Here is a 21,987-nt window from a genome sequence, read left to right as displayed (position 1 = left end):
TAAACAGGTGCAAGGAGATGTCTGAATCAGCTTATCATATTATCATTTCATGTCTCCTGCTGTCGTTATGTCTCATGGGAAAAAAGATGAGGGAGTGGTATTTTGAAGCCTACTACAAATCGGATGCTGACTCGCATAAAATCCATCTATATGTTCATTAAAGAAAATGGAACTGTGACAACGCAGGATATTGTAGATGAATTTGGCATCACCCCGCGAACCATTCAACGCGACTTGAATGTACTGGCTTACAACGAGCTTGTTTTTAGCCCCACACGTGGGAAATGGACAACCACAGAAAAGAAAGTTCGGATGACATCATAATGTTTTTATCAAAAAAACGGCTGCCTTTTCAGGCAGCCGTTTTTTCAGCTTTCACGCAGTAAAGCAAGCTCTTCCTCTGTTACTTCCCGGTACTCGCCAAGCTCCAATTCTTCGTCAAGCAAAAGACCGCCCATCGATAGTCTTTTTAAATAAAGCACTTCTTTACCTACGGCTTGAAACATTCGCTTTACTTGATGAAACTTTCCTTCCGTAATCGTCAGCTCAATCTCCGACTCCTCGCCTGCTGATAAAATAACAAGCTCTCCCGGCTTTGTATGATAACCGTCATCAAGCGTTACTCCTTCTTGAAAAGCTGCTGCATCTTCTTCCGTTACATGGCCGCGGATGCGGGCAAAATATGTTTTAGGGACATGATGCTTCGGCGAAAGCAAAGCATGGGAGAGCTGTCCATCATTTGTTAAAAGAAGCAGCCCCTCTGTGTCTTTGTCAAGGCGGCCGACGGGGTGCGGGTCGAAATGCTTATGCATGTCATCAAGCAGGTCCACCACTGTTTCGTCCCGCTTGTCTTCTGTTGCTGAAATCACCCCTGCCGGCTTGTTCATCATCAAGTAAATAAATTCACGGTATTCAACCGGCTCATCAAACAGCATCACCTCATCTGTTTGGGGATGAACGTGCTGCTTTGCATCTTTTATTACTTTTCCATTCACTGTTACGGCTCCCGATTTTAACAGCTTTTTTACTTCTTTGCGGGAACCGATGCCAGAATTGGCCAGCCATTTATCTAAGCGCATAGCGTTACTCCTTTTATGCTTTTTTCAAGCGTAGTTTTCGTTTAATTCCATCCAGCCTTGAACCGAATACCTCATCAAGCAGGCCAAACTTCTGGCTGAGCACAAAGTAAACAACGGCTCCAGCGCCAGCACAGATGATGGTAATCAATAAAGCAGGACCGTCCGATTGTGCCGACAATACGAAAGACAGCACCCCGTAAAGGGCCATCACAACCACAGCCATCACTACGTTAAACCCAATAATTAAGCCGATTTTTTTCGCAAGCGGGCGAAGTGAGTAATTGGCATAAAAACGGATGACAACCAGATTGATGATAATAGAAGTGGAGTAGCCGAGTGCAGTCGCATAAACAGCCCCTTCTGTTTCAAACAATTTAATAAGCGGAATATTTAAAGACAGCTTAACCAATATGCCGGTCAATAAACTTAAAACTGTAAAGCGCTGTTCATTAATTCCTTGTAAAATGGCTGCCGTAACGGAAAATAGGGCAAATAAAATCGCAATTGGTGCATACACACGAAGTACGTCTGTGCCAAGCGCACTCGCTTCATAAAAAATGGTATAAAGCGGTTCTGCTAAAAGCGCCATACCGACCGCCGCAGGAACCGTTAAAAAAAGCAGTACTTCAAAGGTTTTATTCAGCTGCTGCGTGACAACATCCATTTTTCCCTTTACAAATGAGCTCGTGACCATCGGAACAAGTGTCATGGCAAATGCAGTGGCAAGGGAAACGGGAATAATGACAAGCTTCTGCGTGCTGAAATTTAAAATCCCAAATGCCGATACTGCCTGGTCGGCTAAACCGATTTGAGACATAGCGCGGGAAAAGGTTAACTGGTCGACAAGCTGGTAAAGCGGAATCGCAATGCCGACAAAAATAAACGGAATTGCATATACGACAATTTCTGAATACATCCCAAATAATGAAACTTTTGCTTGTCCTTTATCCTGCTCAAGGAGCTTGTCCAAATGCTTTTTTCGCTTGAAGAAATACACGTACAGCACAATGAGCCCGAACACCGCACCGATAAAAGCGGCAAATGTCGCAACGCTGACCGCTGTTACGACCGATCCGTCCATCACATAAATCACAATATAGGCTCCAGCCAATAGAAAAGCAATGCGGGCGATTTGCTCTACAACCGTTGAAACGGCTGATGGCCCCATTGATTGATGCCCCTGGAAAAATCCGCGCGTGATGCTCATAAATGGAACGATAATCAAAGCAAAGCTGACTGCGCGTATAACGGTCGTGACGTCCTCAATCGTATAAGTCGTCTCTTCCCCATTTAATGATAATTGTGCAAAGAAAGGCGCAAATGAGTACATAATAAGAAAAGCAGCAAAACCGGTCATCAGCATAATGACCATGCCCGATTTAAACAGCTTCCTGCCAACGGCATACTCTTCTATCGCATTATACTTTGCGATGTATTTAGAGACAGCAAGCGGAACTCCTGCAGTGGCAATACTGATAAAAATCGTATAGGGCACGTAGCCATAACTATACAGCGCTGCCGCATCTTCCCCTCCGATAATACTGTAAAACGGGATAACATAAAACAAGCCAAGAAATTTAGATATAAACGTGCCAAGTGTGAGGATAAACGTCCCTCGGATCAAATTGGATGACATACATTGAATCCCTCTTTTTCTCTTTAAACATCACTTGCTAGTGTACCTCTTTCTCTCGTGTCTGACAATTTTTTTCGCCATCTGCTATAATGAACAAAGTTCGAACAATGAGGTGACTATATGTATGACGTAATCGTCGTGGGCGGCGGACCAGCCGGCTTGATGGCAGCGATTGCCTCCGGCCGTGCAGGCGCACGCACACTGCTTATTGATAAAGGGCGTAAACCGGGAAACAAGCTGCAAATTTCCGGCGGCGGGCGCTGTAATGTAACAAACCGCCTGCCTGTTGAAGAAATTATCCGGCACATTCCCGGTAACGGCCGTTTTTTGTACAGCGCTTTTTCTGTGTTCAGCAATGAAGACATTATCCGTTTTTTTGAACAGCTCGGCGTGAAGCTGAAAGAAGAAGACCACGGACGAATGTTCCCGGTCTCAAACCGGGCGCAGGACGTTGTGGAAGCACTGCTCGGTGAACTTAAGCGCGTTCGGGTCGATATGCGCCTTGGCTCGCCTGTTGACTCATTATTGATGGATGAGCAATATATACGCGGTGTCCGTCTGGCCTCCGGCGAAGATATTCATTCGAATGCAGTAGTGCTGGCAACAGGCGGGAAAGCGGTGCCGCAGACAGGCTCTACCGGCGATGGCTATCCATGGGCCCAGCAGGCAGGCCATACCATTACCGAGCTGTTCCCGACAGAAGTACCTATTACGTCAAAAGAGCCGTTTATTGTAAACCGCTCTATGCAGGGGCTTGCTCTTCGGGATGTCGGCTTGTCGGTGCTCAATAAAAAAGGCAAAGTGCTTGTTACTCACCGAATGGATATGCTATTTACTCATTTCGGTTTATCGGGTCCTGCTGCCCTGCGCTGCAGCCAATACGTCGTGAAAGAAGGCAGGAAAAACGGGTTTCCCGTTCAAATGGCCATCGATGCGTTTCCAGACGGAAATGAACACGACGCGGGTGTTGCCATCCGCAAAACGATAAAAGAAGAACCGAAAAAAGCAGTGAAAAACAGCTTTAAAAAAATGGTGCCGGAACGATATCTGCACTTTTTGCTCCAGCAGGCCGGTATTGATCTTGATACACCTGGAAACGGATTATCGGAAGCGTCCATCCGTGAACTCGCTTCTCTTTTCAAGTCATTTAAAATGTCCGTTCACGGAACATTGCCAATTGAAAAAGCGTTTGTAACTGGCGGCGGTGTATCCGTAAAAGAAATCGAGCCCAAAACGATGGCTTCTAAAAAGAAAGACGGCCTTTTCTTCTGTGGAGAAATACTCGACATTCATGGCTATACCGGCGGCTACAATATTACGGCGGCTCTTATTACCGGACATATTGCCGGCACTAATGCAGCAGGCGTTCGGTAAATAAAAAAACTGTGCGGACTCGCTCCGCACAGTTTTTTATTTTTTCGGTGCTGTTTCACCTGCATAGTTCAGCATGCCGCCTGTCATGTTTGTGGCTTTAAAGCCGTTTTCAATGAGAAAGCGGGCCACATTCTCAGAACGTACACCTGAACGGCATACGATGATATAGTCGGTTTCTGGATCAAGGCGATCCAATTCACCAGGAATGGTTCCCATGACGATATGCTCTGCTTCCGGGATCATGCCTTCTGCAACTTCATCTTCTTCACGAACATCGATCAGGGCTAATGTTTCGCCGTTTTCGAGTTTTTGGCGTACTTCTTCTGCTGTAATCGTTGGAATCATATTCTTCATCCCCTCAACATTAGTTCGCTACAACGTTCACAAGCTTGCCCGGTACAGCAATAACTTTGCGAACCGTTTTACCAGCCAGCTCCGCTGTAAACTGTTCGTCCTGCATGGCTAGTTCTTCCAGTTGTTCACGCGTAGCGTCTTTAGATACCATACGTTTTGCTTTTACTTTTCCATTCAGCTGCAAGACGATTTCGACTTCGTCATCGACAAGCTTTGACTCATCAAATTGCGGCCATGCTTCGTACGTCACCGTCTCGCTGTGGCCGAGCTTTTCCCATAGCTCTTCTGCCAAGTGCGGAGCAAGCGGTGATAGAAGCTTCACGAATCCTTCTGCGTATTCTGTCGGAATTGTTTCGGCTTTGTTCGCTTCATTTACAAATACCATCATTTGTGAGATGGCTGTGTTAAAGCGAAGGCCTTCATAGTCTTCCGTTACTTTCTTCACGGTCTGGTGATACACTTTCTCAAGCGCTGTATCTCCTTCGCCTACTTTTGATGTTAACGAACCATCATCTGTCACAAGCAAACGCCAAATGCGGTCAAGGAAGCGGCGTGCCCCTTCTACTCCGTTTGTGCTCCAGGCAATCGATGCTTCAAGCGGGCCCATGAACATCTCGTAAAGGCGGAGTGTGTCGGCACCGTGGCTTTCCACGATTTCGTCCGGATTAACGACGTTGCCTTTTGATTTACTCATTTTTTCATTGTTTTCTCCAAGGATCATTCCCTGGTTAAACAATTTCTGGAATGGCTCTTTCGTATGAACCACACCGATATCATACAGCACTTTATGCCAGAAACGCGCATATAGCAAGTGAAGTACAGCATGCTCTGCTCCGCCGATATAAATATCAACCGGCAGCCAGCGTTTTAAAAGATCGGCATCCGCAAGCGCTTCTTTGTTGGTCGGATCGATAAAGCGCAGGTAGTACCAGCAGCTTCCCGCCCATTGCGGCATTGTATTTGTTTCCCGGCGGCCTTTTTTGCCTGTTTCCGGATCTACGACATTCACCCAGTCTTCGATAATAGCAAGTGGTGATTCACCAGTGCCGGACGGACGAATTTCCGTCGTTTTCGGCAATACAAGCGGCAGCTCTGATTCTGGAACAGCTGTCATTGTACCGTCTTCCCAGTGAATAATTGGAATTGGCTCACCCCAGTAACGCTGACGGCTGAACAGCCAGTCACGAAGACGGTACGTCACTTTTTTCGTACCAATACCTTCTTTTTCGAGCCAGGCGATCATTTGTGCAATTGCATCTTCCTTGTTTAAACCGTTAAGGAAGTCTGAATTAATATGCTCGCCGTCTCCTGTATAGGCTTCTTCTTCTATATTTCCGCCGGCTACCACTTCCTTGATTGGCAAATCAAATTTCCGCGCAAACTCATAGTCCCGCTCATCATGTGCCGGAACGGCCATAATCGCACCCGTACCATATGTGATCAATACATAATCTGCGATCCAGATCGGCATTTTTTCACCGTTTACCGGGTTTACGGCATAAGCGCCTGTGAAAACACCGGTTTTGTCTTTGGCAAGATCGGTCCGCTCCAGATCACTTTTTGATTTGACTCCATCAATATATTGCTCGACGGCTTCTTTTTGTTCCGCTGTAGTAATTTTTTCAACAAATGGATGTTCGGGAGCCAAAACAGCATACGTCGCTCCAAACAGCGTGTCTGGACGCGTTGTGAATACCGTAAATGTTTCGTCATGGCCGTCAATATTGAACGTTACTTCTGCTCCTTCAGAACGGCCAATCCAGTTACGCTGCATATCTTTAATGCTCTCTGGCCAGTCCAATTCCTCTAAATCTTCGATCAAACGGTCCGCATAAGCCGTAATTTTAAGCATCCATTGACGCATTGGGCGGCGTTCAACCGGATGGCCGCCGCGTTCCGATTTCCCGTCAATCACTTCTTCATTTGCAAGAACCGTTCCTAGTGCCGGGCACCAGTTAACCGGCACTTCATCTACATATGCCAGCCCTTTTTTATACAATTGAAGGAAAATCCACTGTGTCCATTTATAATAATCCGGGTCTGTTGTATTGATTTCACGATCCCAGTCATAAGAAAACCCGAGTGATTTGATTTGACGGCGGAAGTTATTAATATTTTGTTCTGTAAATTCGGCCGGGTCGTTTCCAGTATCAAGCGCGTATTGTTCTGCTGGAAGCCCGAATGCATCCCATCCCATTGGATGAAGCACATTGTATCCCTGCATACGCTTAAAACGGCTTAAAATATCCGTTGCCGTATAGCCTTCCGGGTGTCCAACGTGAAGCCCGGCGCCTGATGGATACGGAAACATATCCAGTGCGTAAAACTTTGGCTTATCCAAATCATTGTTCATTTTAAACGTTTTATTTTGTTCCCAATGGTGCTGCCATTTTTGCTCGATCTTTTTATGATCAAAATTCATGTTGAAACCTGCCTTCCGTTTATGTACTGCCGATCGAAAACTGAATACGCCGCCCTTTGCGGCCTTTATCGTAGACCTAATAGAAAACTCCTGCCCAGCGAGTGGGACAGGAGAGGTTTTTCTCTACCCAAAATGGAGCATTAGTCCGACGGCTTTCTTCATTAATCTTTACCTTTCATTTTAGAAAAATTCCAGCTAATATGCAAGCGCATTTTACCCGCTTCCCTCTTCATGCTACAATTTAAAACGAGCTTTAAAGGAGGAATGAATGATGACAAACCCGTTTCCGTACGCAAGCGACGACAGACGGTATCATACATGGAATTACCATTTGCGGCAGCACTTCGGTCATAAAGTATTTAAGGTAGCACTTGACGGCGGATTTGACTGCCCTAACCGCGACGGCACGGTTGCTTTTGGCGGCTGTACATTTTGCAGTGCAGCAGGCTCAGGTGATTTTGCCGGTGACCGGGTTGACCCGCTGGAAAAACAGTTTCATGATATAAAAACAAAAATGCACGAAAAATGGAAGCATGGAAAATATATGGCGTATTTCCAGGCATATACGAATACACATGCGCCGGTTGAGGTGCTTCGTGAAAAATACGAGACGGTCCTGAAGCAGGATGATGTGGTTGGTATTTCGATCGCCACTCGTCCGGACTGCCTTCCGGATGACGTTGTTGACTATTTGGCTGAATTGAATGAGCGTACGTATTTATGGGTAGAACTCGGCCTGCAGACCGTTCACGAAAAAACAGCCCGCATTATTAATCGTGCCCACGATTTTCAAACCTATGTGGAGGGCGTTGAAAAGCTGCGCAAGCACAACATCCGTATTTGCTCGCATTTAATTAACGGCCTGCCGCTTGAAACTCCCGAAATGATGATGGAGACGGCCCAGGCTATCGCTGATTTAGATGTACAGGGCATTAAAATTCACTTGCTGCACCTCTTAAAAGGGACACCTCTTGTCAAACAGTATGAAAAAGGCATGCTGGACTTTTTATCGATGCAGGACTATGCGAAGCTTGTTGTAGACCAGCTTGAAATCCTGCCGCCGGAAATGGTTGTCCACCGCATTACGGGCGACGGCCCAATCGAGCTGATGATCGGTCCAATGTGGAGTGTCAATAAATGGGAAGTATTGAATGCCATTCATGCCGAAATGCAAAAGCGCGATACGTGGCAGGGCAAGTTCTACAAAGGAGCTATTGTGCAGCCATGACGCTAGATGGAATTTTGCCGTTCGCGCGGCTTCTCATTCAAAAAACCCTGTCAGATGCCCCATGCTTTGTCGATGCTACAGCCGGCAATGGACATGATACGGTATTTTTAGCCGGGCTGGCCGGCGAAGACGGCCGCGTTTTTGCGTTCGACGTTCAAGAACAGGCAATTCATAATACAAAAAAACGTGTAGCAGAAGCGGGCTTCTCAAACTGTGTTTCACTGTTTCATAGCGGCCATGAAGAGGTCCGAAAGCATATTCCAGACTTCTACCACGGAGGGATCAATGCGGCTATTTTTAATCTCGGCTACCTGCCAAAAGGTGACAAATCAATCATTACCAGACCGGATACCACTATTGAAGCCATCCACCAGCTGTTTGATATGCTTAAACCCGGCGGTTTGATTGTACTCGTTGTATACCATGGCCATACAGGCGGCGCTGATGAGCGGAATGCGGTAGTTGAATTTGCTGCCGGTCTTGACCAGCAGCGGGCGCACGTGATGCAATACGGCTTTATCAACCAAGTAAACACGCCTCCTTTTATTGTCGCTATCGAAAAACGTCCGGCCATATAAAAAAGCTTCCTCCTTTTAAAAGGAGGAAGCTTTTTTACAGATTGAAATATCTTATTGTGCAGGAGATCACTTTTTAACCATCAAATACATAAAATAGGGAGCGCCGATCAATGTGACAATAATCCCTGCCGGTACAGAGGTTGTAAACGGCAGCAGGCGGCCGATCGTATCCGCCCCAAGAAGCAGCAGGGCACCGATGACCGCTGCAGCCGGCACAAAATGCTGATGACGAGGTCCTGTTAATCCTCTTGCAATATGCGGGGCCATCAAGCCGATAAACACAATGCCGCCGCTCACTGACACGGCTGCTGATGCAAGTGCAACGGATAGGAGCAGCAGCATAATCCGCTCCCTGCCGACTCTTACTCCAAGCCCCGCAGAAGTGCCTTCATTTAAGTTTAATAGATTCAATACATTTGATTTCCACAATACGGCTGGAATCAAGATAACCAGCCATGGCACCAATGCTTTTACAAAGTTCCAGTCATTACCCCATATATCACCGGCAAGCCAGCCGGCGATAAATTCGTATTCGCGCGAGTCAAACTGTGAAGCAAGGATCAGCATGATGCCCGCCATTGCCATCGCCATGCCGACTCCTGCTAAAACAAGACGAATCGGATCAAGACCTTCTGTTTTATGATAGGAAACTGCGGAAATGATGAGTGCCGTCACCATGCCGCCAATAAATGCGAACAGCGGCACCATATATAAAAATGTTGAAGACTGCGGCGTAAAGATCAACGCGTAAATGGTGACCATCAAGCCCGCTCCCGCGTTAATGCCGAGAATTCCTGGATCGGCCAGCGGATTGCGGGAGATACTTTGCAATATCGCGCCTGAGACGGCCAGCGCCGCTCCGGCAAGCATCGTAATCATCATGCGCGGCAGACGGAAGCTGTATAAAATAAGCTCTTCTCTGGGTGTCCCATTACCGAGCAGCGTTTCTAGCAGACGCATCGGCGGAACAGCTGCTTTTCCCGACGCAGCACTTGCTATAAATAAAACAACAAGAAGTACAACTGACACGGTGAAAACGCGCCTTGCTCTTTTCTTTAAATGATCATTCATTGTGTGAGCCGCCCCCTTTTGCGAATAAGATAAAGGAAAAACGGCACGCCGATAACAGAAATGACCGCGCCAACCGGTGTTTCGAATGGCGGGTTAATCATACGGGCTGCTGTATCAGCCAGCACAAGCATCATGCTTCCGAAAAGAGCTGAGCCAGGAATAATCCACCGATAATCCGTTCCGACAAGCGCCCGGACTAAATGTGGAGTCATTAAGCCAATAAACATAATCGGTCCCGCGACAGAGACGCCCGACCCAGAGAGGATAAGCACGACCAAAATTAAAATCACTTTTACAAGCGTTGTCCGCTGTCCGAGCCCTTTAGCCATTTCCTCACCAAAGCTTAAAATAGTCAACGATCTTGACAGCAGAATAGCGGTCAGCAGACCAATTCCAACGACCGGAGCCAACACTTTAAGCTGAGGCCAGCTTGTTCCGGAAACACCCCCGGCCTGCCAGAAAGCAAGGTCCTGTGACAGCTGAAACATAAGGGCGACACCTTCTCCAAGCGCCGTTAACAAAGCAGAAATGGCGGCCCCTGCGAGTACAATGCGCAGCGGCGAGAAGCCCCCTTTTTTGATTGAAGCCAGGCCGAATAATAAAACAGCTCCGACAGCTGCGCCAGCAAAAGAAAAAAGAATAGCCATTGTATAAGAGCTGGCAGAAAAAAAGGCCAGCATACAGGCAAGGCCAAGACTTGCACCTGTATTCAAGCCAAGCAGGCCCGGCTCCGCCAGCGGGTTACGTGTAACCCCTTGCATAATAGCTCCTGCTGTTCCAAATGCCGCTCCCGTCAGCGCCGCTCCAATCTCCCTTGGCAAACGGATGCCCATAATAATTTGATCTGCTTTACGGCTTGGATCAAATGAAAAAATGGCCTCCCAAACCGTTTTCAGCGTCAGTTCTGCTGCCCCGACCGAAACGGACAACGCCAGACTGATCAATAAACCTGCAAATCCTGCTAAAAGAACGAATACTCCCGTCTTTGGACGGGAGCCTGCTTGTAATTCACTTATATGATTCATACGGATCTTCCCTTTATTGCGCCGCTTTTTTCGTTAAAGCGTCTACGATAAAGTCAAGTTCTTTTTCAACTGAGATTGGATCATTGAAGTAAAAAGAATCCGAGTCGAATGTGATCACGTTTCCTGCTTTCACAGCCGGAATGTTTTTCCAAAGTTCTGTTTCCATAAATGTTGAAGATGATACGTTGGCACCTTCTCCAACGAAAATATAATCACCTGCATATTCTGGAATCGCTTCAGCCGAGATGGCCTTATAGCCTGGTCCAAATGCTTCCGCTTCTACTTTTTCAGGGGCCTTCATGCCAAGAGCCTGATAGATGACTTCTGTTCCACGGCCCCAGTTTTTGCCGTATACATACGTGTCTTTGCCGAATGTTTCAACCACAGTTGCTGTGGCATTTGTTCCAATCGCCTCTTGAACCTTTTTCTTCGCTTCTTCTGCTTTCGCATTCCATTCATCTACCCATTTTTGGGCTTCTTCTTCTTTGCCTAAAATTTTGCCGATTTCAAGATGCTGATCAAGATAATTGTATTTCTCGTAAGACAGTCCGACTGTTGGCGCAATTTCTTTGTATTTCGCCATGTTTTCGTCTCCTGTATACGTAATAATTAAATCTGGCTCTAAACCAATCAACGTTTCATAATCATCTGGGGCTACTACTTTTGCATCTTTTAGCTTATCACCTAAAAACTTGCTTTTAGCAGACCAGTCTGTAATCGCAACAGGGGTTACACCAAGCTCCAGGAAATTCCCTGGATACGTAGCAGCCATGACAGCTACCCGTTCTGGTTTGGCCGGAATCTCAATGTCACCTTCTTCTGATGCATATGTACGTGTTTCTGCTTCTGTATTTGATTTCTTTTCCTGCCCGCTTTCTTCTTTCTCCTGAGAACACGCGGCTAGGAAAAGAGCACTTATGATCATAAGCAGCGGTAAAACTGAAAATAATTTGCGCTTCATGTTGTTCGTCCTTTCTAAGTGAAAATGATTATCAATAACTAGGTAAATCTTATCGAAAATGATTCTCATTGTCAACGTTATTTTTTTAAAAAAGCTCCTTTTACAGGAGCTTTTTATTACCCACCGCCTCAGCAAGTAATTGAAAGGAGCGTTTCTTTTTTTCAAAATCAAACAAGATCGTCACAGCCATGATCTCATCCGTCCCGCATTTTTCCGCTAATTCCTCCAGCTGCGTTCGAACAGTGTCCGGTCCTCCCACAATCATACGCTTTCGGTTTTCTTCAACATGCATCCGCTCAAACTTCCCATATGAGTAAGACGCTGCTTTTTCCGGTGAAGGTGTGCCGGTTGAGCGAATTCCCTGCCCGGTCATCATCAGGGACAGATCAAGGCTTCCCGCAAGAAAATCAGCTTCCTCATCTGTCTCTGCACATACAAGAAAAACGGCCACAGCGGATTTTGGCTCCTTTAAATGAGAAGACGGCTGAAAGGTGCGCCGGTACTCAGCCAGCTCATCGGGCCCCCCGTCGCCATTAATAAATTTAGCAAATACGTAAGGCAGCCCTTTTTGGGCAGCGAGCGCTGCACTGGACGGGCTTGAACCAAGCAGCCACACATCAGGCGGTACTTCAAGAGCAGGAGTTGCCCTGACACCAGAATACGGATGGGGAACAGGCTGATCATACAAATAAGCGAGCACATCATCAATTTGTTCCGGAAAGCGGTCTTTTTCCCGCTTCCGGCCATTCGACAGGGCAAACGAAGCCCTCGGCATGCCGCCTGGTGCCCGCCCTACACCTAGATCGATTCGCTCCGGAGCAAGCGCAGACAGTACTTTAAAATTTTCAGCAACTTTATAAGCGCTGTAGTGTGTCAGCATCACACCGCCTGAGCCAAGCCGAATGCTGTTTGTTTTTGCTGCCAAATGGCCGAGCAGCACCTCTGGCGAAGAGCCGGCGAGTGTATCTGCATCATGATGCTCAGATACCCAAAACCGTTCGTATCCAAGTTCTTCCGCCCATTGAGCCAGCTCTACCGTTTCCTGAAGAGCTTTCATGGCGCTTTGTCCTTCCGACAAGGGAGACTGATCCAATATACTAAGCTTCATATGCCCTCTCCTTTTACCGGCCGGCCTGGCGCATTTTCCGGTATGTTTTATAAGTTCGGCCATTCCAATAAAAGAAAATACTGGCCGCTCCAGCCGTATGGACAAGCTTGCGGCAATGTCCACGCACGCTTTTTTTGCCAGCCGCTTTTTCTTCCGATAAGTAAACAGCCACAATGCCCTCAATTAAAAATGAGTGAAACTTAGCGTGCGGCAGCCGTTCGGTTCCTTTCTTTGCCTGGCGCAAGAAGTAAAGAAATCGTTCCATCATTTCTGTTTCGCTGTTGTAGTATGTACAGAAATTTAACTCGCCATCTTCCATATCTTCTTCCTGGTCAATAAAATAGTCGAGCAAAATGTGAATGCCCTGCACATATGGGAAATAGCAGTCACGCACCATTTTGGCGTATGTAGGCGTAAACGCCGGCTGCATCGCACAAGACATTAGGCAGTATACACCGACTGTCGAACCCGTGCAGGCAGCAAACTCATACCATTCCATTTCCGGTAAATCCACTTTGTAACTCTCAAACCAGCGAATCAAGCGCTCTTCCCGCTCTTCTTCACGAACATGCTTATGAATCTGCAATTCGCTGTAATAGCGGCTTAAATCCAGCACATGCGGTTTTGCCGCTGCAAAGGAAGGTGTTTCTTCCACCACCTGGCGGCAGCCATCAACCAGTGCATCTAAATAGCCGCCATCATTCTTGGTTTCACGAAATCGATAATAATCGCTTTTAGGCTGGCCGGGACAAAAACAGTCACGCAGCGCTTCATGAAGCGCCGCGAAATCATTTGGATCAAATGATGTGGTCTGGTCGCATAAATTATCGAGATAATCACAAATTAATTGATAAGGCACAATAAAAGAGATCGCTTCTTTTTGGCTATTCCCGGCCAGCATTGAAATCACACCGCCTGCTTCGCAGTGAAAGTATTTTTTTTCATATACGTCCATTGCCTGCTTGCGCAGTTCCGGATTGGGTATTTGTTCCGCCAATGCCTTCCATTTGCTCCACTCCGTTTTCACAGCAGGGAAAATGGTTTTATATATTTTTCGCATTAACAGGAGCGAATTCGTAGGGACTGTCATGTTCTTACCTCACTTTTCCATAATAAAACCGAGTGACCGCAATCGGTTGTGAACAAAATCAAGGGCATATTGAAATACATCTTCCCGCTCTGGTTCGTTAAAAATTTCATGATAAAGGCCCGGCCATTCCTTATATTGCAGCTCGGACAGCTCCAGCTTTTTGGCAAATGAACGGGCTGTACTTCCGTCGGTGATCCGGTCTTCTCCCGCCTGCATAATCAGGTGGGGAATATCTGGCACTTCTCCCGGTCCAGCTGTTGCGATTTTGATGGCCTGCACAATTTCTCTGTACCACCGAACCGATACTTTCCGGACAAACAAAGAGTCTTCAGCATCAAAAGCCCAAATTTCTTCGTTCCGGGTCGCCATTTCAGACGTAATGCCTGAATCAAATTTCAAGGACGGGGTCATTGAATTTAAGCCGTGTGTAAGCACATTTAAATGCTTAGGCGGCACATGTTTCATTTTAAATAGAGGAGACGACATAATGACCCCAGCGATCTCCGGCTTTTCCTCCTGTAAATAGCGGGTAATCACAAGCGCACCCATACTGTGACCCAGCAAAAACACAGGGACGTTAAATTGATATGCTGCCTGCACCCAATCCGATAATTCATTCGTATATTCTTTAAAAGATGAAATGTGGCCGCGTTTTGCACGTGAAGTCATTCCCTGCCCAGGCAGATCTCCCATGACAACATGAAACCCGTTTTGCCGCCACATTTCAATAAGCCAGCCGTACCGGCCATGGTGTTCAAGGGCACCATGCACCATTACAATCACGCCTTTTGGCTTTTCTTCACATTCCCATTTCCACATAATGCTCTCTCCTTCAAAAAACGACAACCGTTTTTTCTATTATACAAATCTTTTGCTGTTCGATAAAATAAAACGGTATAACAGACAAAAAAGAAAGGGGCCTAAACCATGATTTATCCGTATAAAGATAAACAGCCGGTGATTGCTGAATCCGCTTTTGTTGCGGACTACGCAACGATTACAGGAGATGTCGTGATCGGCGAACAATCCACTGTTTGGTATAACACCGTTATACGTGGAGATGTTGCACCGACGATCATTGGCAGTAAAGTGAATATCCAGGACAATTCCGTTCTTCATCAAAGTCCAAACAACCCGCTCGTCATTGAAGATGCAGTGACAGTTGGCCATCAAGTGATCTTACATAGCTGTAAAATTCGAAAAGGCGCCCTAATCGGCATGGGATCCATTATTTTAGACAATGCCGAAATCGGAGAAGGTGCATTTATCGGCGCGGGCAGCCTTGTACCGCCGGGTAAGGTGATTCCTCCAAATACAATGGCCTTCGGACGGCCTGCTAAAGTAGTGCGAAATGTAAATGAAGAAGACCGCAAAGACATGGAACGTATCGTGCGTGAATACGCTGAAAAAGGCCAGTATTATAAATCTATTCAAGCATAAAAAAACCATGCCCAAATACTCGGGCATGGTTTTTTTTTACTTCGCAGCTGCTTTCAATGCTTCTGCTTTATCTGTACGTTCCCACGGAAGATCTACATCCGTGCGGCCAAAGTGGCCATACGCTGCTGTCTGACGGTAGATCGGACGGCGAAGGTCCAGCATTTTAATAATGCCTGCTGGACGAAGATCGAAGTTTTGACGGATTACGTCAACAAGCGCTTCTTCCGCTACTGTTCCGGTTCCGAAAGTATCAACTGAAATTGACACCGGATGTGCTACACCGATTGCATAAGCAAGCTGTACTTCACATTTGTCCGCAAGGCCTGCTGCTACGATGTTTTTCGCTACATAACGTGCTGCATAAGCGGCAGAGCGGTCAACTTTTGTTGGATCTTTACCAGAGAATGCGCCGCCGCCATGACGTGCATATCCACCGTACGTATCTACAATGATTTTACGGCCTGTTAAGCCTGCATCCCCTTGAGGTCCGCCGATAACGAAACGGCCCGTTGGGTTAATAAAGAATTTTGTTTCCGCGTCGATTAATTCGGCTGGAACCACTTCATTAATTACTTGTTCGCGAATTTCTTTTTGAATTTGCTCAAGTGTTACTTCTGGATGGTGCTGCGTAGAAATAACGATTGTATCAACACGAACAGGTTTGCCGTTTTCATCGTACTCAACTGTTACTTGCGTTTTACCATCTGGACGAAGGTAATCAAGTGTCTCGTTTTTGCGCACTTCTGTTAAACGGCGTGCCAATTTATGAGCAAGTGAGATTGGAAGCGGCATAAGCTCTTCTGTTTCGTTACACGCAAAACCGAACATTAAGCCCTGGTCTCCGGCACCGATTTCATCAAGCTCTTTATCCGTCATTTGGCCTTCACGCGCTTCAAGAGCTACGTTAACCCCTGCTGCAATATCAGGTGACTGTTCATCGATAGATGTTAAAACCCCTGCTGTTTCAGAGTCAAATCCGTATTTTGCACGAACATACCCGATTTCTTTTACCGTTTCACGAACGATTTTTGGAATATCCACATAAGAAGTAGTGGTAATCTCCCCTGCAACAAGAACAAGTCCAGTTGTTACAGATGTTTCCGCTGCCACGCGGGCATTCGGATCTTTGTCAAGAATGGCATCAAGAATCGCATCGGAAATCTGGTCACAGATTTTGTCCGGATGTCCTTCCGTTACGGACTCTGATGTAAACAGGCGGCGCTGTTTTGTCATGAAAAAATTCCTCCTTAAAATCAGTGTGTGTACGGTACTCATTTCCCTCAGGTGATCCAGAAAATAAAAAAACTCTCCCGGCATTGAGAGAGGAAAGGTTGTTTTCACTCGGGCCTTTCACTCTTATCGTCCAAGGCTGATCCTTGCTCAGGTTTAGCACCTTGTCCGTAAAGTACGGCAGGTTGCTGGGTTTCACAGGGCCTGTCCCTCCACCAACTCAGGATAAGAGTATCCGTTCAAGTGTCAATGTTACGAAATATCGCGCTTCGTGTCAACCCGTTTCTCTTTCAAAAAGCAAACAATTTTTAAAGATGCTTTTTTGTGTATCCCGCTTTTCTTCCTATTTAATTAATTCACATATTTAGTAGCATGGCCTAAAAAATATAAAAATATACGAAAAATTTCATCCAATAGTATAGACTATTCTTTTCAATGTGTTATACTAATTTCAAGTTAATCAAACACATTAAAACTTAAATAAAGGATGGTTGTACATGATGAACTCTTTAACTGTTTCCAGCGAATTAACTGAGCTGCTCAAAGGCTCCAATATTCTCGTTCAGCCTTCTGTACCGGTTCTTGTAGAAAAGGTACTTCAGCGCGGCGAAGGTGTTTTAACCGCGTCCGGTGCTGTTCGCGCCGAAACAGGCAAATATACAGGCCGCTCCCCAAAAGACAAGTTTACTGTCCGGGAAGCATCCGTTGAAAACAGCATAGACTGGGGTTCAGTCAACCAGCCGATTTCTGAAGAAGCATTTAACCGCTTGTATGAAAAAGTGGTTTCTCATTTAAAAGAAAAAGATGAACTGTTTCTTTTCAAAGGCTTTGCCGGCGCGGATCAAAAACACCGCCTTCCGATTCAGGTTATAAATGAATACGCCTGGCATAACCTGTTTGCGCACCAATTATTCATTCGTCCAACAGAAGAAGAGCTTAGAGCACATGACGCGGGCTTCACTATTTTGTCAGCGCCTTCTTTCCAGGCGGATCCTCTTACAGATGGCACAAACTCTGAAACATTTATTATTGTTTCCTTTGAACAGCGTGTTATTCTTATTGGCGGCACAGAATATGCCGGTGAAATGAAAAAATCCATTTTTTCTGTGATGAACTACCTTCTGCCGCAAAATAACGTACTGCCAATGCATTGCTCAGCAAACGTCGGCTACGAAGGAGATGTAGCCCTGTTCTTTGGTCTTTCGGGTACTGGAAAAACGACGCTTTCCGCTGATCCAAACCGCCGTTTGATCGGCGATGATGAACATGGATGGTCCGCCAACGGAGTGTTCAATATTGAAGGCGGCTGCTATGCAAAGACAATTGGCCTGACACGCGAAAAAGAACCGCAAATTTTTGATGCGATTCGTTTCGGCTCTGTTCTTGAAAATGTTGTTCTTGATTCTAAAACACGGGAGCCGGATTACGACGATAACACATTAACCGAAAATACACGGGCCGCTTACCCGCTTCAAGCCATTGATAATATTGTAGACCCGAGCGTTGCCGGCCATCCGAATACGATTATTTTCCTGACTGCAGATGCGTTTGGTGTGCTGCCTCCAATCAGCAAACTGTCGAAAGAACAAGCAATGTACCACTTTTTAAGCGGATATACGTCTAAACTTGCTGGTACAGAACGCGGTATTACAAGCCCTCAGGCAACGTTCTCTACTTGCTTTGGGTCACCGTTCCTGCCGCTGCATGCAACGGTTTATGCAGAAATGCTCGGCAAAAAAATCGATGAGCAAAATGTGCAAGTTTTCCTCGTGAACACAGGCTGGACAGGCGGCGAGTATGGAACTGGCGAACGAATGAAGCTTTCCTACACGCGTGCAATGATTCAAGCTGCTCTAGAAGGCGAATTGGCGCACACACCAACTTATAAAACAAAAGTTTTTGGCCTGGAAATTCCGCTTCATGTTCCAGGTGTGCCGGATGATGTTTTGATTCCGCGCAAGGCATGGGCGGATGAAAAAGCCTTTATGCAAAAAGCGCAGGAATTAGCAGCAAAATTCCGGGAAAACTTCAAAAAATTCAGCGGCATAGCAGATGAAATTGCCCAAAAAGGCGGTCCGCTCCTTTAACCCATACAAAACGCCCGAAGGATCAAAATCCTTCGGGCGTTTTTACTTTTCGTCTACACTCATAAAGCCCGAGGGATTGTCTCTCAGGCTTTCATTTTTAATTCGTTGATTTCAAAGAAACGAGCGTATACGTAATGGTCGTTTTCTCCTGCTGCCATTCTACTTTTTTTATGAGGGCGGTACCGCTTTGTTCGCTGTCCTTTGTTTTAAACACGGCAATTGGAATATCAATTGGATACAGCCGGTAGCCGTCTTTTTGAAGAACGAACCGATTTTCTTCCTCCCGTACTTCATTTCCTTTTGTGACAATCATCGTATTTAGTTCCATAGGCATTCCCATAATTTTAGTCCCCCTTTATCCATTTTGCAATGTAACCGACAATCTGACGGTTTACCGCAGGCGGTATGTAATGATCATATTTATCCAAATACATCGTGTCTGCATGCGGCACAGCTTCTTTCAGCCGGTAAGCATGCTCTACCGATACATTCTTGTCACTGCGGCCGTGAATAATCAGCACGGGCGCTGTAATCTGGCCGGCTTCTTCCAGGGGTGTCCGCCAGTCGTACGCCTCCGGCACTTTTTGGGGCGTTCCGCCGATCACACGCTTCATCATTCGGCGCATATCCTTTCTTTCTTCATACGTAAGTTTCATGTCGGATACGCCGCCCCATGTAACAAGTGAAGACACCGGCCGGTGGATGGCTGTCCAAAGAGCCATGATGCCGCCCCGTGAAAAGCCAAACACATGAATCCGGCCATTTTTTACACGCGGATGATTTCTTAAAAGGTCAAAAGCGCTAAAGGCATCTTCGCGGTCTTCTCCTGCGAAGTCTTCATTTCCTTCTCCGCCGCGATTGCCTCTGTAAAACGGTGCAAAGACAATAAATCCCTCTGCTGCGAATTCGGCGACTCTTGACGGCCGGACCATGCCAATGCCTTTAATACCGCCTCGCAAGTATAAAAAACCTTCGTACGATTCCTGGTCAGCCGGCTCCGCTAAAAAGCCTTTTACTAAAAGACCCGCAGACTTATAATGAACCAGGAAAAGACGCACATGTGGATTTGGCGATGGGTACGGTATACACTCCATTAGACCAGCCCCTTTCTCCTTACTTCTGATAACGCGAGCGGAATCATTTCATCTTTCATTAAAAAGGAATAATGAGCTCCAAAGCGCGCCTCGAGCAAATCATCCTTTTCTATATATGGACCGTCTGTTTCTAAATAATCTTGTTTCTTTTTTATATCCGTTACGTGCGCAAAAAAAACCGCTTTTAAAAACGGCTGCTCTGGTGCATGAACATAATACTCACCTATGAAGTGCAAACCGGATATCGCGGCCCCCGTTTCTTCTGCCACTTCCCTGCGGGCTGCTGCTTCAAGCGTTTCACCCGGTTCTCTTTTTCCGCCCGGACATTCAAGACCTCGCACTTTATGTTTTGTTAAAAGCCAAGAATGCTCGAGTCGGCATAAAACAAGAACGTGAGACGGCACCCTTCCAAACGCTCCTTTTGTAAACACCATCGTAACAGGATAATTATTTTGATCGGTAAAACTGTGCAACCGGCATCCCTCACCCCTGCTTGCTTTCTCTCTATTATACGTTATTTCTCCACTTTTTTATATGTTGTCGTGCGTCTTCATCTCCAAGTTCATAGATTTTTTCGTATACGGCCATCATATAGTCGTCATATCGGTCATTGTTTTGATCTTCATGATACGGAATAGCCGGAACGTGCGCCCGCCAAAACGAGCCAAAATCCTCCCGGTTCATTCCATTTAATAGCTCACGCAGCGACTGTATTTCCCTATCATTAGCAAAAATACGAAAATTCCATGGGGACACATCCGGCTGTGATTGAATTTCTCCATTCGCGATTGCAATATAGTAAGGCTGTTTTTCCACGTCAATCCCTCCTTTTTACAGCATGTGCGCTTTTTCTTTTCTTCATTCAATAAAAAAAGTTGGAATATGATAGCGTTTTCATGTATAACTATATATATATTCTTAAAAAGGAGGCACAGCGATGAAATTTGTAAATGAATTGTTTGAGCTGTATCGCGGCCGGCTGCAGGGAACAGAAGACGACCTGGATATGATCACGCTGACCGTTCTTGGTGAAATGACTGAGACAGATATCCTGTCCATCATTGGAGAAATGCCGAATGAAGAACTTGCCTGGCTGTTCCGCGTTTATTTGTACGAAGGATTAAAAGAAAAATTCAACCAGGATCAAATACCTGCCGACCGAAACCGCCTGCTCCATTAATACATAAAGAAAAAACGGAGAGGACTCACTCTCCGTTTTTTTGTTTCCTTTCATAAAAAAACCGAGCTCTTATCAGCTCGGCTTGTTCATTATTTTCCTAGGAATGATTTAAGCATCCAAACATGCTTCTCCAGGCTTTGGTGGATCGCCAGAAGCATATCGCCTGTTGTTTCATCGCCTACTTCAGCGGCTAAATCCATTGCCTCTTTTAATTCGCCAGTCAGTGTTGTAAAGTCATTGACAACTGACTGTACCATTTCTTCCGCAGATTCCTGCCCTTCTGCTTCATTTACCGTTGCCAGTTCAAGGGATTCACGAAGCGTTGCTACCGGCTTTCCGTCCAGCGCCAAAAGACGCTCAGCCAGCTCATCAATATGCCCGCTTGCTTCAGTGTATAACTCTTCAAATTTTGCATGCAGCGTAAAGAACTGGGGTCCTTTTACATACCAATGATAGTTATGAAGCTTTGTATAAAGCACCGTCCAGTTTGCAACCTGTTTGTTTACGCTGCTGATTAGCTGTTCTGACATAAAAGAATCTCCTCCAACATTTTCAAATTTATCTCGACCTTTTTAGTATACCACCCTTATACAGAACTAAACAAAAACGTGATACACTATGAAAAAAAGGAGGGATTTCCTTGTCGGATATGATGATGGTCCTTATCGTTTCTGTGCTTGTTGTTCTCGTTGTACTGGCTCTTTCCTTATTCACCATTCAAAAAGGATACCGTTACAAACACACGATTGATCCGCCAAAAGAAAACTCCACATATGAAAAACAGGAGGAAAAATGAAAAAGCTATTCTTGTTTTTGATCCGCTTTTACCAAAAAGGAATTTCACCGCTAAAGCCGCCTTCATGCCGCTTTTATCCGACTTGTTCCCATTATGGGCATGAAGCCGTTCAAAAGCATGGAGCCCTAAAAGGCGGGCTGCTTGCTGTTATTCGTATTTTAAAATGCCATCCATTTCACCCTGGCGGCGTAGATTATGTGCCCGAAAAGTGGCCGCCAAAAAAAAGAAATTGAA

25 protein-coding genes and 1 riboswitch are annotated in these 21,987 nt (G+C 45.9%); of the genes, 9 read left to right on the top strand and 16 right to left on the bottom strand.

Annotated elements, in window-relative coordinates:
• Nucleotides 1-102: 102 nt before the first annotated feature.
• Nucleotides 103-324 carry a DeoR family transcriptional regulator gene (locus L2D08_RS07880; RefSeq protein WP_045851690.1) on the top strand — a complete coding sequence of 74 codons (222 nt, stop codon included), beginning with the start codon at nt 103-105 and terminating at the stop codon, nt 322-324.
• Nucleotides 325-368: 44 nt separating this feature from the next.
• On the opposite strand, the gene L2D08_RS07875 is transcribed toward L2D08_RS07880, so the two are convergent.
• Nucleotides 369-1,079 carry a pseudouridine synthase gene (locus L2D08_RS07875; protein ID WP_242233214.1) on the bottom strand — a complete coding sequence of 237 codons (711 nt, stop codon included), beginning with the start codon at nt 1,077-1,079 and terminating at the stop codon, nt 369-371.
• Between the two features lie 13 nt (nt 1,080-1,092).
• A complete protein-coding gene (locus L2D08_RS07870) occupies nt 1,093-2,715 on the bottom strand; it encodes a putative polysaccharide biosynthesis protein (RefSeq protein WP_242233213.1) in 1,623 nt (540 codons plus the stop codon).
• A gap of 120 nt (nt 2,716-2,835) precedes the next feature.
• On the opposite strand from L2D08_RS07870, the gene L2D08_RS07865 reads away from it, so the two are divergent.
• Entirely contained in the window at nt 2,836-4,089 is a 1,254-nt protein-coding gene (locus tag L2D08_RS07865) for a BaiN/RdsA family NAD(P)/FAD-dependent oxidoreductase (protein ID WP_242233212.1), read from the top strand.
• A gap of 36 nt (nt 4,090-4,125) precedes the next feature.
• On the opposite strand, the gene L2D08_RS07860 is transcribed toward L2D08_RS07865, so the two are convergent.
• Complete coding sequence (locus L2D08_RS07860) at nt 4,126-4,434, bottom strand: rhodanese-like domain-containing protein (RefSeq protein ID WP_242233211.1); 309 nt, start codon at nt 4,432-4,434, stop codon at nt 4,126-4,128.
• Between the two features lie 19 nt (nt 4,435-4,453).
• The gene (gene leuS / locus L2D08_RS07855; RefSeq protein ID WP_242233210.1) at nt 4,454-6,865 is read right to left on the bottom strand and encodes a leucine--tRNA ligase; all 2,412 of its coding nucleotides are present in this window, start codon (nt 6,863-6,865) and stop codon (nt 4,454-4,456) included.
• A 271-nt stretch (nt 6,866-7,136) separates the two neighbouring features.
• On the opposite strand from leuS, the gene mnmL reads away from it, so the two are divergent.
• Complete coding sequence (gene mnmL / locus L2D08_RS07850; protein WP_242233209.1) at nt 7,137-8,093, top strand: tRNA modification radical SAM protein MnmL/YtqA; 957 nt, start codon at nt 7,137-7,139, stop codon at nt 8,091-8,093.
• Complete coding sequence (mnmM, locus tag L2D08_RS07845) at nt 8,090-8,671, top strand: tRNA 5-(aminomethyl)-2-thiouridylate-methyltransferase MnmM (RefSeq protein WP_242233208.1); 582 nt, start codon at nt 8,090-8,092, stop codon at nt 8,669-8,671. The genes mnmL and mnmM overlap by 4 nt, the downstream gene beginning before the upstream one ends.
• Before the next feature lie 66 nt (nt 8,672-8,737).
• Here mnmM and L2D08_RS07840 read toward each other — a convergent pair whose 3' ends face one another.
• The 6 genes from L2D08_RS07840 to L2D08_RS07815 all read right to left on the bottom strand — a co-directional run bounded on the left by L2D08_RS07840 (nt 8,738) and on the right by L2D08_RS07815 (nt 14,745).
• The gene (locus L2D08_RS07840) at nt 8,738-9,742 is read right to left on the bottom strand and encodes a FecCD family ABC transporter permease (protein ID WP_242233207.1); all 1,005 of its coding nucleotides are present in this window, start codon (nt 9,740-9,742) and stop codon (nt 8,738-8,740) included.
• Nucleotides 9,739-10,767: a FecCD family ABC transporter permease gene (locus L2D08_RS07835; protein ID WP_242233206.1), complete on the bottom strand. Its 1,029-nt coding sequence runs from the start codon at nt 10,765-10,767 to the stop codon at nt 9,739-9,741. The genes L2D08_RS07840 and L2D08_RS07835 overlap by 4 nt, the downstream gene beginning before the upstream one ends.
• Nucleotides 10,768-10,780: 13 nt before the next feature.
• A complete protein-coding gene (locus L2D08_RS07830; protein WP_242233205.1) occupies nt 10,781-11,728 on the bottom strand; it encodes an iron-hydroxamate ABC transporter substrate-binding protein in 948 nt (315 codons plus the stop codon).
• A 100-nt stretch (nt 11,729-11,828) separates the two neighbouring features.
• Nucleotides 11,829-12,836 (bottom strand): LLM class flavin-dependent oxidoreductase, encoded by a 1,008-nt coding sequence (locus L2D08_RS07825; RefSeq protein WP_242233204.1) that lies wholly within the window; start codon nt 12,834-12,836, stop codon nt 11,829-11,831.
• A gap of 13 nt (nt 12,837-12,849) precedes the next feature.
• Entirely contained in the window at nt 12,850-13,926 is a 1,077-nt protein-coding gene (locus L2D08_RS07820; protein WP_242233203.1) for a tetraprenyl-beta-curcumene synthase family protein, read from the bottom strand.
• Nucleotides 13,927-13,935: 9 nt separating this feature from the next.
• Nucleotides 13,936-14,745 (bottom strand): alpha/beta hydrolase, encoded by an 810-nt coding sequence (locus tag L2D08_RS07815; protein ID WP_242233202.1) that lies wholly within the window; start codon nt 14,743-14,745, stop codon nt 13,936-13,938.
• 108 nt (nt 14,746-14,853) lie between these two features.
• Here L2D08_RS07815 and L2D08_RS07810 point away from each other — a divergent pair, with 108 nt between their 5' ends.
• Nucleotides 14,854-15,366: a gamma carbonic anhydrase gene (locus L2D08_RS07810; protein ID WP_242233201.1), complete on the top strand. Its 513-nt coding sequence runs from the start codon at nt 14,854-14,856 to the stop codon at nt 15,364-15,366.
• Nucleotides 15,367-15,402: 36 nt separating this feature from the next.
• On the opposite strand, the gene metK is transcribed toward L2D08_RS07810, so the two are convergent.
• Nucleotides 15,403-16,599 carry a methionine adenosyltransferase gene (gene metK, locus L2D08_RS07805; RefSeq protein ID WP_242233200.1) on the bottom strand — a complete coding sequence of 399 codons (1,197 nt, stop codon included), beginning with the start codon at nt 16,597-16,599 and terminating at the stop codon, nt 15,403-15,405.
• A gap of 120 nt (nt 16,600-16,719) precedes the next feature.
• Nucleotides 16,720-16,828: riboswitch (SAM riboswitch) on the bottom strand.
• A gap of 268 nt (nt 16,829-17,096) precedes the next feature.
• On the opposite strand from metK, the gene pckA reads away from it, so the two are divergent.
• Nucleotides 17,097-18,683 (top strand): phosphoenolpyruvate carboxykinase (ATP), encoded by a 1,587-nt coding sequence (gene pckA, locus L2D08_RS07800; protein WP_242233479.1) that lies wholly within the window; start codon nt 17,097-17,099, stop codon nt 18,681-18,683.
• 97 nt (nt 18,684-18,780) lie between these two features.
• Here the strand turns inward: pckA and L2D08_RS07795 are convergent, their stop codons facing one another.
• Genes L2D08_RS07795 through L2D08_RS07780 form a run of 4 tightly spaced genes read right to left on the bottom strand, consistent with a single transcriptional unit; the run spans nt 18,781 to nt 20,593 of the window.
• Entirely contained in the window at nt 18,781-19,023 is a 243-nt protein-coding gene (locus tag L2D08_RS07795; protein ID WP_242233199.1) for a DUF2584 domain-containing protein, read from the bottom strand.
• Nucleotides 19,024-19,027: 4 nt separating this feature from the next.
• Nucleotides 19,028-19,777 carry an alpha/beta hydrolase family protein gene (locus tag L2D08_RS07790; RefSeq protein WP_242233198.1) on the bottom strand — a complete coding sequence of 250 codons (750 nt, stop codon included), beginning with the start codon at nt 19,775-19,777 and terminating at the stop codon, nt 19,028-19,030.
• The gene (ytkD, locus tag L2D08_RS07785) at nt 19,777-20,250 is read right to left on the bottom strand and encodes an RNA deprotection pyrophosphohydrolase (RefSeq protein ID WP_242233197.1); all 474 of its coding nucleotides are present in this window, start codon (nt 20,248-20,250) and stop codon (nt 19,777-19,779) included. The genes L2D08_RS07790 and ytkD overlap by 1 nt, the downstream gene beginning before the upstream one ends.
• 34 nt (nt 20,251-20,284) lie before the next feature.
• Nucleotides 20,285-20,593, bottom strand: a complete 309-nt coding sequence (locus L2D08_RS07780; RefSeq protein WP_242233196.1) for a hydrolase — start codon at nt 20,591-20,593, stop codon at nt 20,285-20,287.
• 121 nt (nt 20,594-20,714) lie between these two features.
• Here L2D08_RS07780 and L2D08_RS07775 point away from each other — a divergent pair, with 121 nt between their 5' ends.
• On the top strand, nt 20,715-20,957 hold the full coding sequence (locus tag L2D08_RS07775) for a DUF6154 family protein (protein ID WP_242233195.1): 243 nt from the start codon (nt 20,715-20,717) through the stop codon (nt 20,955-20,957).
• A gap of 89 nt (nt 20,958-21,046) precedes the next feature.
• On the opposite strand, the gene L2D08_RS07770 is transcribed toward L2D08_RS07775, so the two are convergent.
• On the bottom strand, nt 21,047-21,487 hold the full coding sequence (locus L2D08_RS07770) for a Dps family protein (RefSeq protein ID WP_242233194.1): 441 nt from the start codon (nt 21,485-21,487) through the stop codon (nt 21,047-21,049).
• A 119-nt stretch (nt 21,488-21,606) separates the two neighbouring features.
• Between L2D08_RS07770 and ytzI the strand changes: the two genes are divergently transcribed.
• Nucleotides 21,607-21,753: a YtzI protein gene (ytzI, locus tag L2D08_RS07765; RefSeq protein ID WP_242233478.1), complete on the top strand. Its 147-nt coding sequence runs from the start codon at nt 21,607-21,609 to the stop codon at nt 21,751-21,753.
• Nucleotides 21,750-21,986 (top strand): membrane protein insertion efficiency factor YidD, encoded by a 237-nt coding sequence (gene yidD, locus L2D08_RS07760; protein ID WP_242233193.1) that lies wholly within the window; start codon nt 21,750-21,752, stop codon nt 21,984-21,986. Before ytzI ends, yidD begins: the two co-directional genes overlap by 4 nt.
• The last annotated feature ends 1 nt before the right edge of the window (nt 21,987 follow it).

Origin of the sequence: Domibacillus sp. PGB-M46 (assembly GCF_022668875.1) — a bacterium.
Classification (GTDB): domain Bacteria; phylum Bacillota; class Bacilli; order Bacillales; family Domibacillaceae; genus Domibacillus.
The sequence above is the reverse complement of the archived record's forward strand: the minus strand, read 5'-3'. Positions and strand labels throughout refer to the sequence as shown.

Excerpts from the sequence above, each read along its gene's own strand:
- L2D08_RS07820 (WP_242233203.1), bottom strand. The coding sequence starts at position 13,926 with ATGACAGTCCCTACGAATTCGCTCCTGTTAATGCGAAAAATATATAAA.
- L2D08_RS07795 (WP_242233199.1), bottom strand. The coding sequence starts at position 19,023 with ATGGGAATGCCTATGGAACTAAATACGATGATTGTCACAAAAGGAAAT.
- L2D08_RS07870 (WP_242233213.1), bottom strand. The coding sequence starts at position 2,715 with ATGTCATCCAATTTGATCCGAGGGACGTTTATCCTCACACTTGGCACG.
- L2D08_RS07770 (WP_242233194.1), bottom strand. The coding sequence starts at position 21,487 with ATGTCAGAACAGCTAATCAGCAGCGTAAACAAACAGGTTGCAAACTGG.
- L2D08_RS07875 (WP_242233214.1), bottom strand. The coding sequence starts at position 1,079 with ATGCGCTTAGATAAATGGCTGGCCAATTCTGGCATCGGTTCCCGCAAA.
- L2D08_RS07790 (WP_242233198.1), bottom strand. The coding sequence starts at position 19,777 with ATGGAGTGTATACCGTACCCATCGCCAAATCCACATGTGCGTCTTTTC.
- ytzI (WP_242233478.1), top strand. The coding sequence starts at position 21,607 with ATGATGATGGTCCTTATCGTTTCTGTGCTTGTTGTTCTCGTTGTACTG.
- L2D08_RS07860 (WP_242233211.1), bottom strand. The coding sequence starts at position 4,434 with ATGATTCCAACGATTACAGCAGAAGAAGTACGCCAAAAACTCGAAAAC.
- L2D08_RS07865 (WP_242233212.1), top strand. The coding sequence starts at position 2,836 with ATGTATGACGTAATCGTCGTGGGCGGCGGACCAGCCGGCTTGATGGCA.
- mnmL (WP_242233209.1), top strand. The coding sequence starts at position 7,137 with ATGACAAACCCGTTTCCGTACGCAAGCGACGACAGACGGTATCATACA.
- leuS (WP_242233210.1), bottom strand. The coding sequence starts at position 6,865 with ATGAATTTTGATCATAAAAAGATCGAGCAAAAATGGCAGCACCATTGG.
- pckA (WP_242233479.1), top strand. The coding sequence starts at position 17,097 with ATGAACTCTTTAACTGTTTCCAGCGAATTAACTGAGCTGCTCAAAGGC.
- mnmM (WP_242233208.1), top strand. The coding sequence starts at position 8,090 with ATGACGCTAGATGGAATTTTGCCGTTCGCGCGGCTTCTCATTCAAAAA.
- L2D08_RS07840 (WP_242233207.1), bottom strand. The coding sequence starts at position 9,742 with ATGAATGATCATTTAAAGAAAAGAGCAAGGCGCGTTTTCACCGTGTCA.
- metK (WP_242233200.1), bottom strand. The coding sequence starts at position 16,599 with ATGACAAAACAGCGCCGCCTGTTTACATCAGAGTCCGTAACGGAAGGA.
- L2D08_RS07825 (WP_242233204.1), bottom strand. The coding sequence starts at position 12,836 with ATGAAGCTTAGTATATTGGATCAGTCTCCCTTGTCGGAAGGACAAAGC.
- L2D08_RS07775 (WP_242233195.1), top strand. The coding sequence starts at position 20,715 with ATGAAATTTGTAAATGAATTGTTTGAGCTGTATCGCGGCCGGCTGCAG.
- L2D08_RS07810 (WP_242233201.1), top strand. The coding sequence starts at position 14,854 with ATGATTTATCCGTATAAAGATAAACAGCCGGTGATTGCTGAATCCGCT.
- L2D08_RS07815 (WP_242233202.1), bottom strand. The coding sequence starts at position 14,745 with ATGTGGAAATGGGAATGTGAAGAAAAGCCAAAAGGCGTGATTGTAATG.
- yidD (WP_242233193.1), top strand. The coding sequence starts at position 21,750 with ATGAAAAAGCTATTCTTGTTTTTGATCCGCTTTTACCAAAAAGGAATT.
- L2D08_RS07835 (WP_242233206.1), bottom strand. The coding sequence starts at position 10,767 with ATGAATCATATAAGTGAATTACAAGCAGGCTCCCGTCCAAAGACGGGA.
- L2D08_RS07830 (WP_242233205.1), bottom strand. The coding sequence starts at position 11,728 with ATGAAGCGCAAATTATTTTCAGTTTTACCGCTGCTTATGATCATAAGT.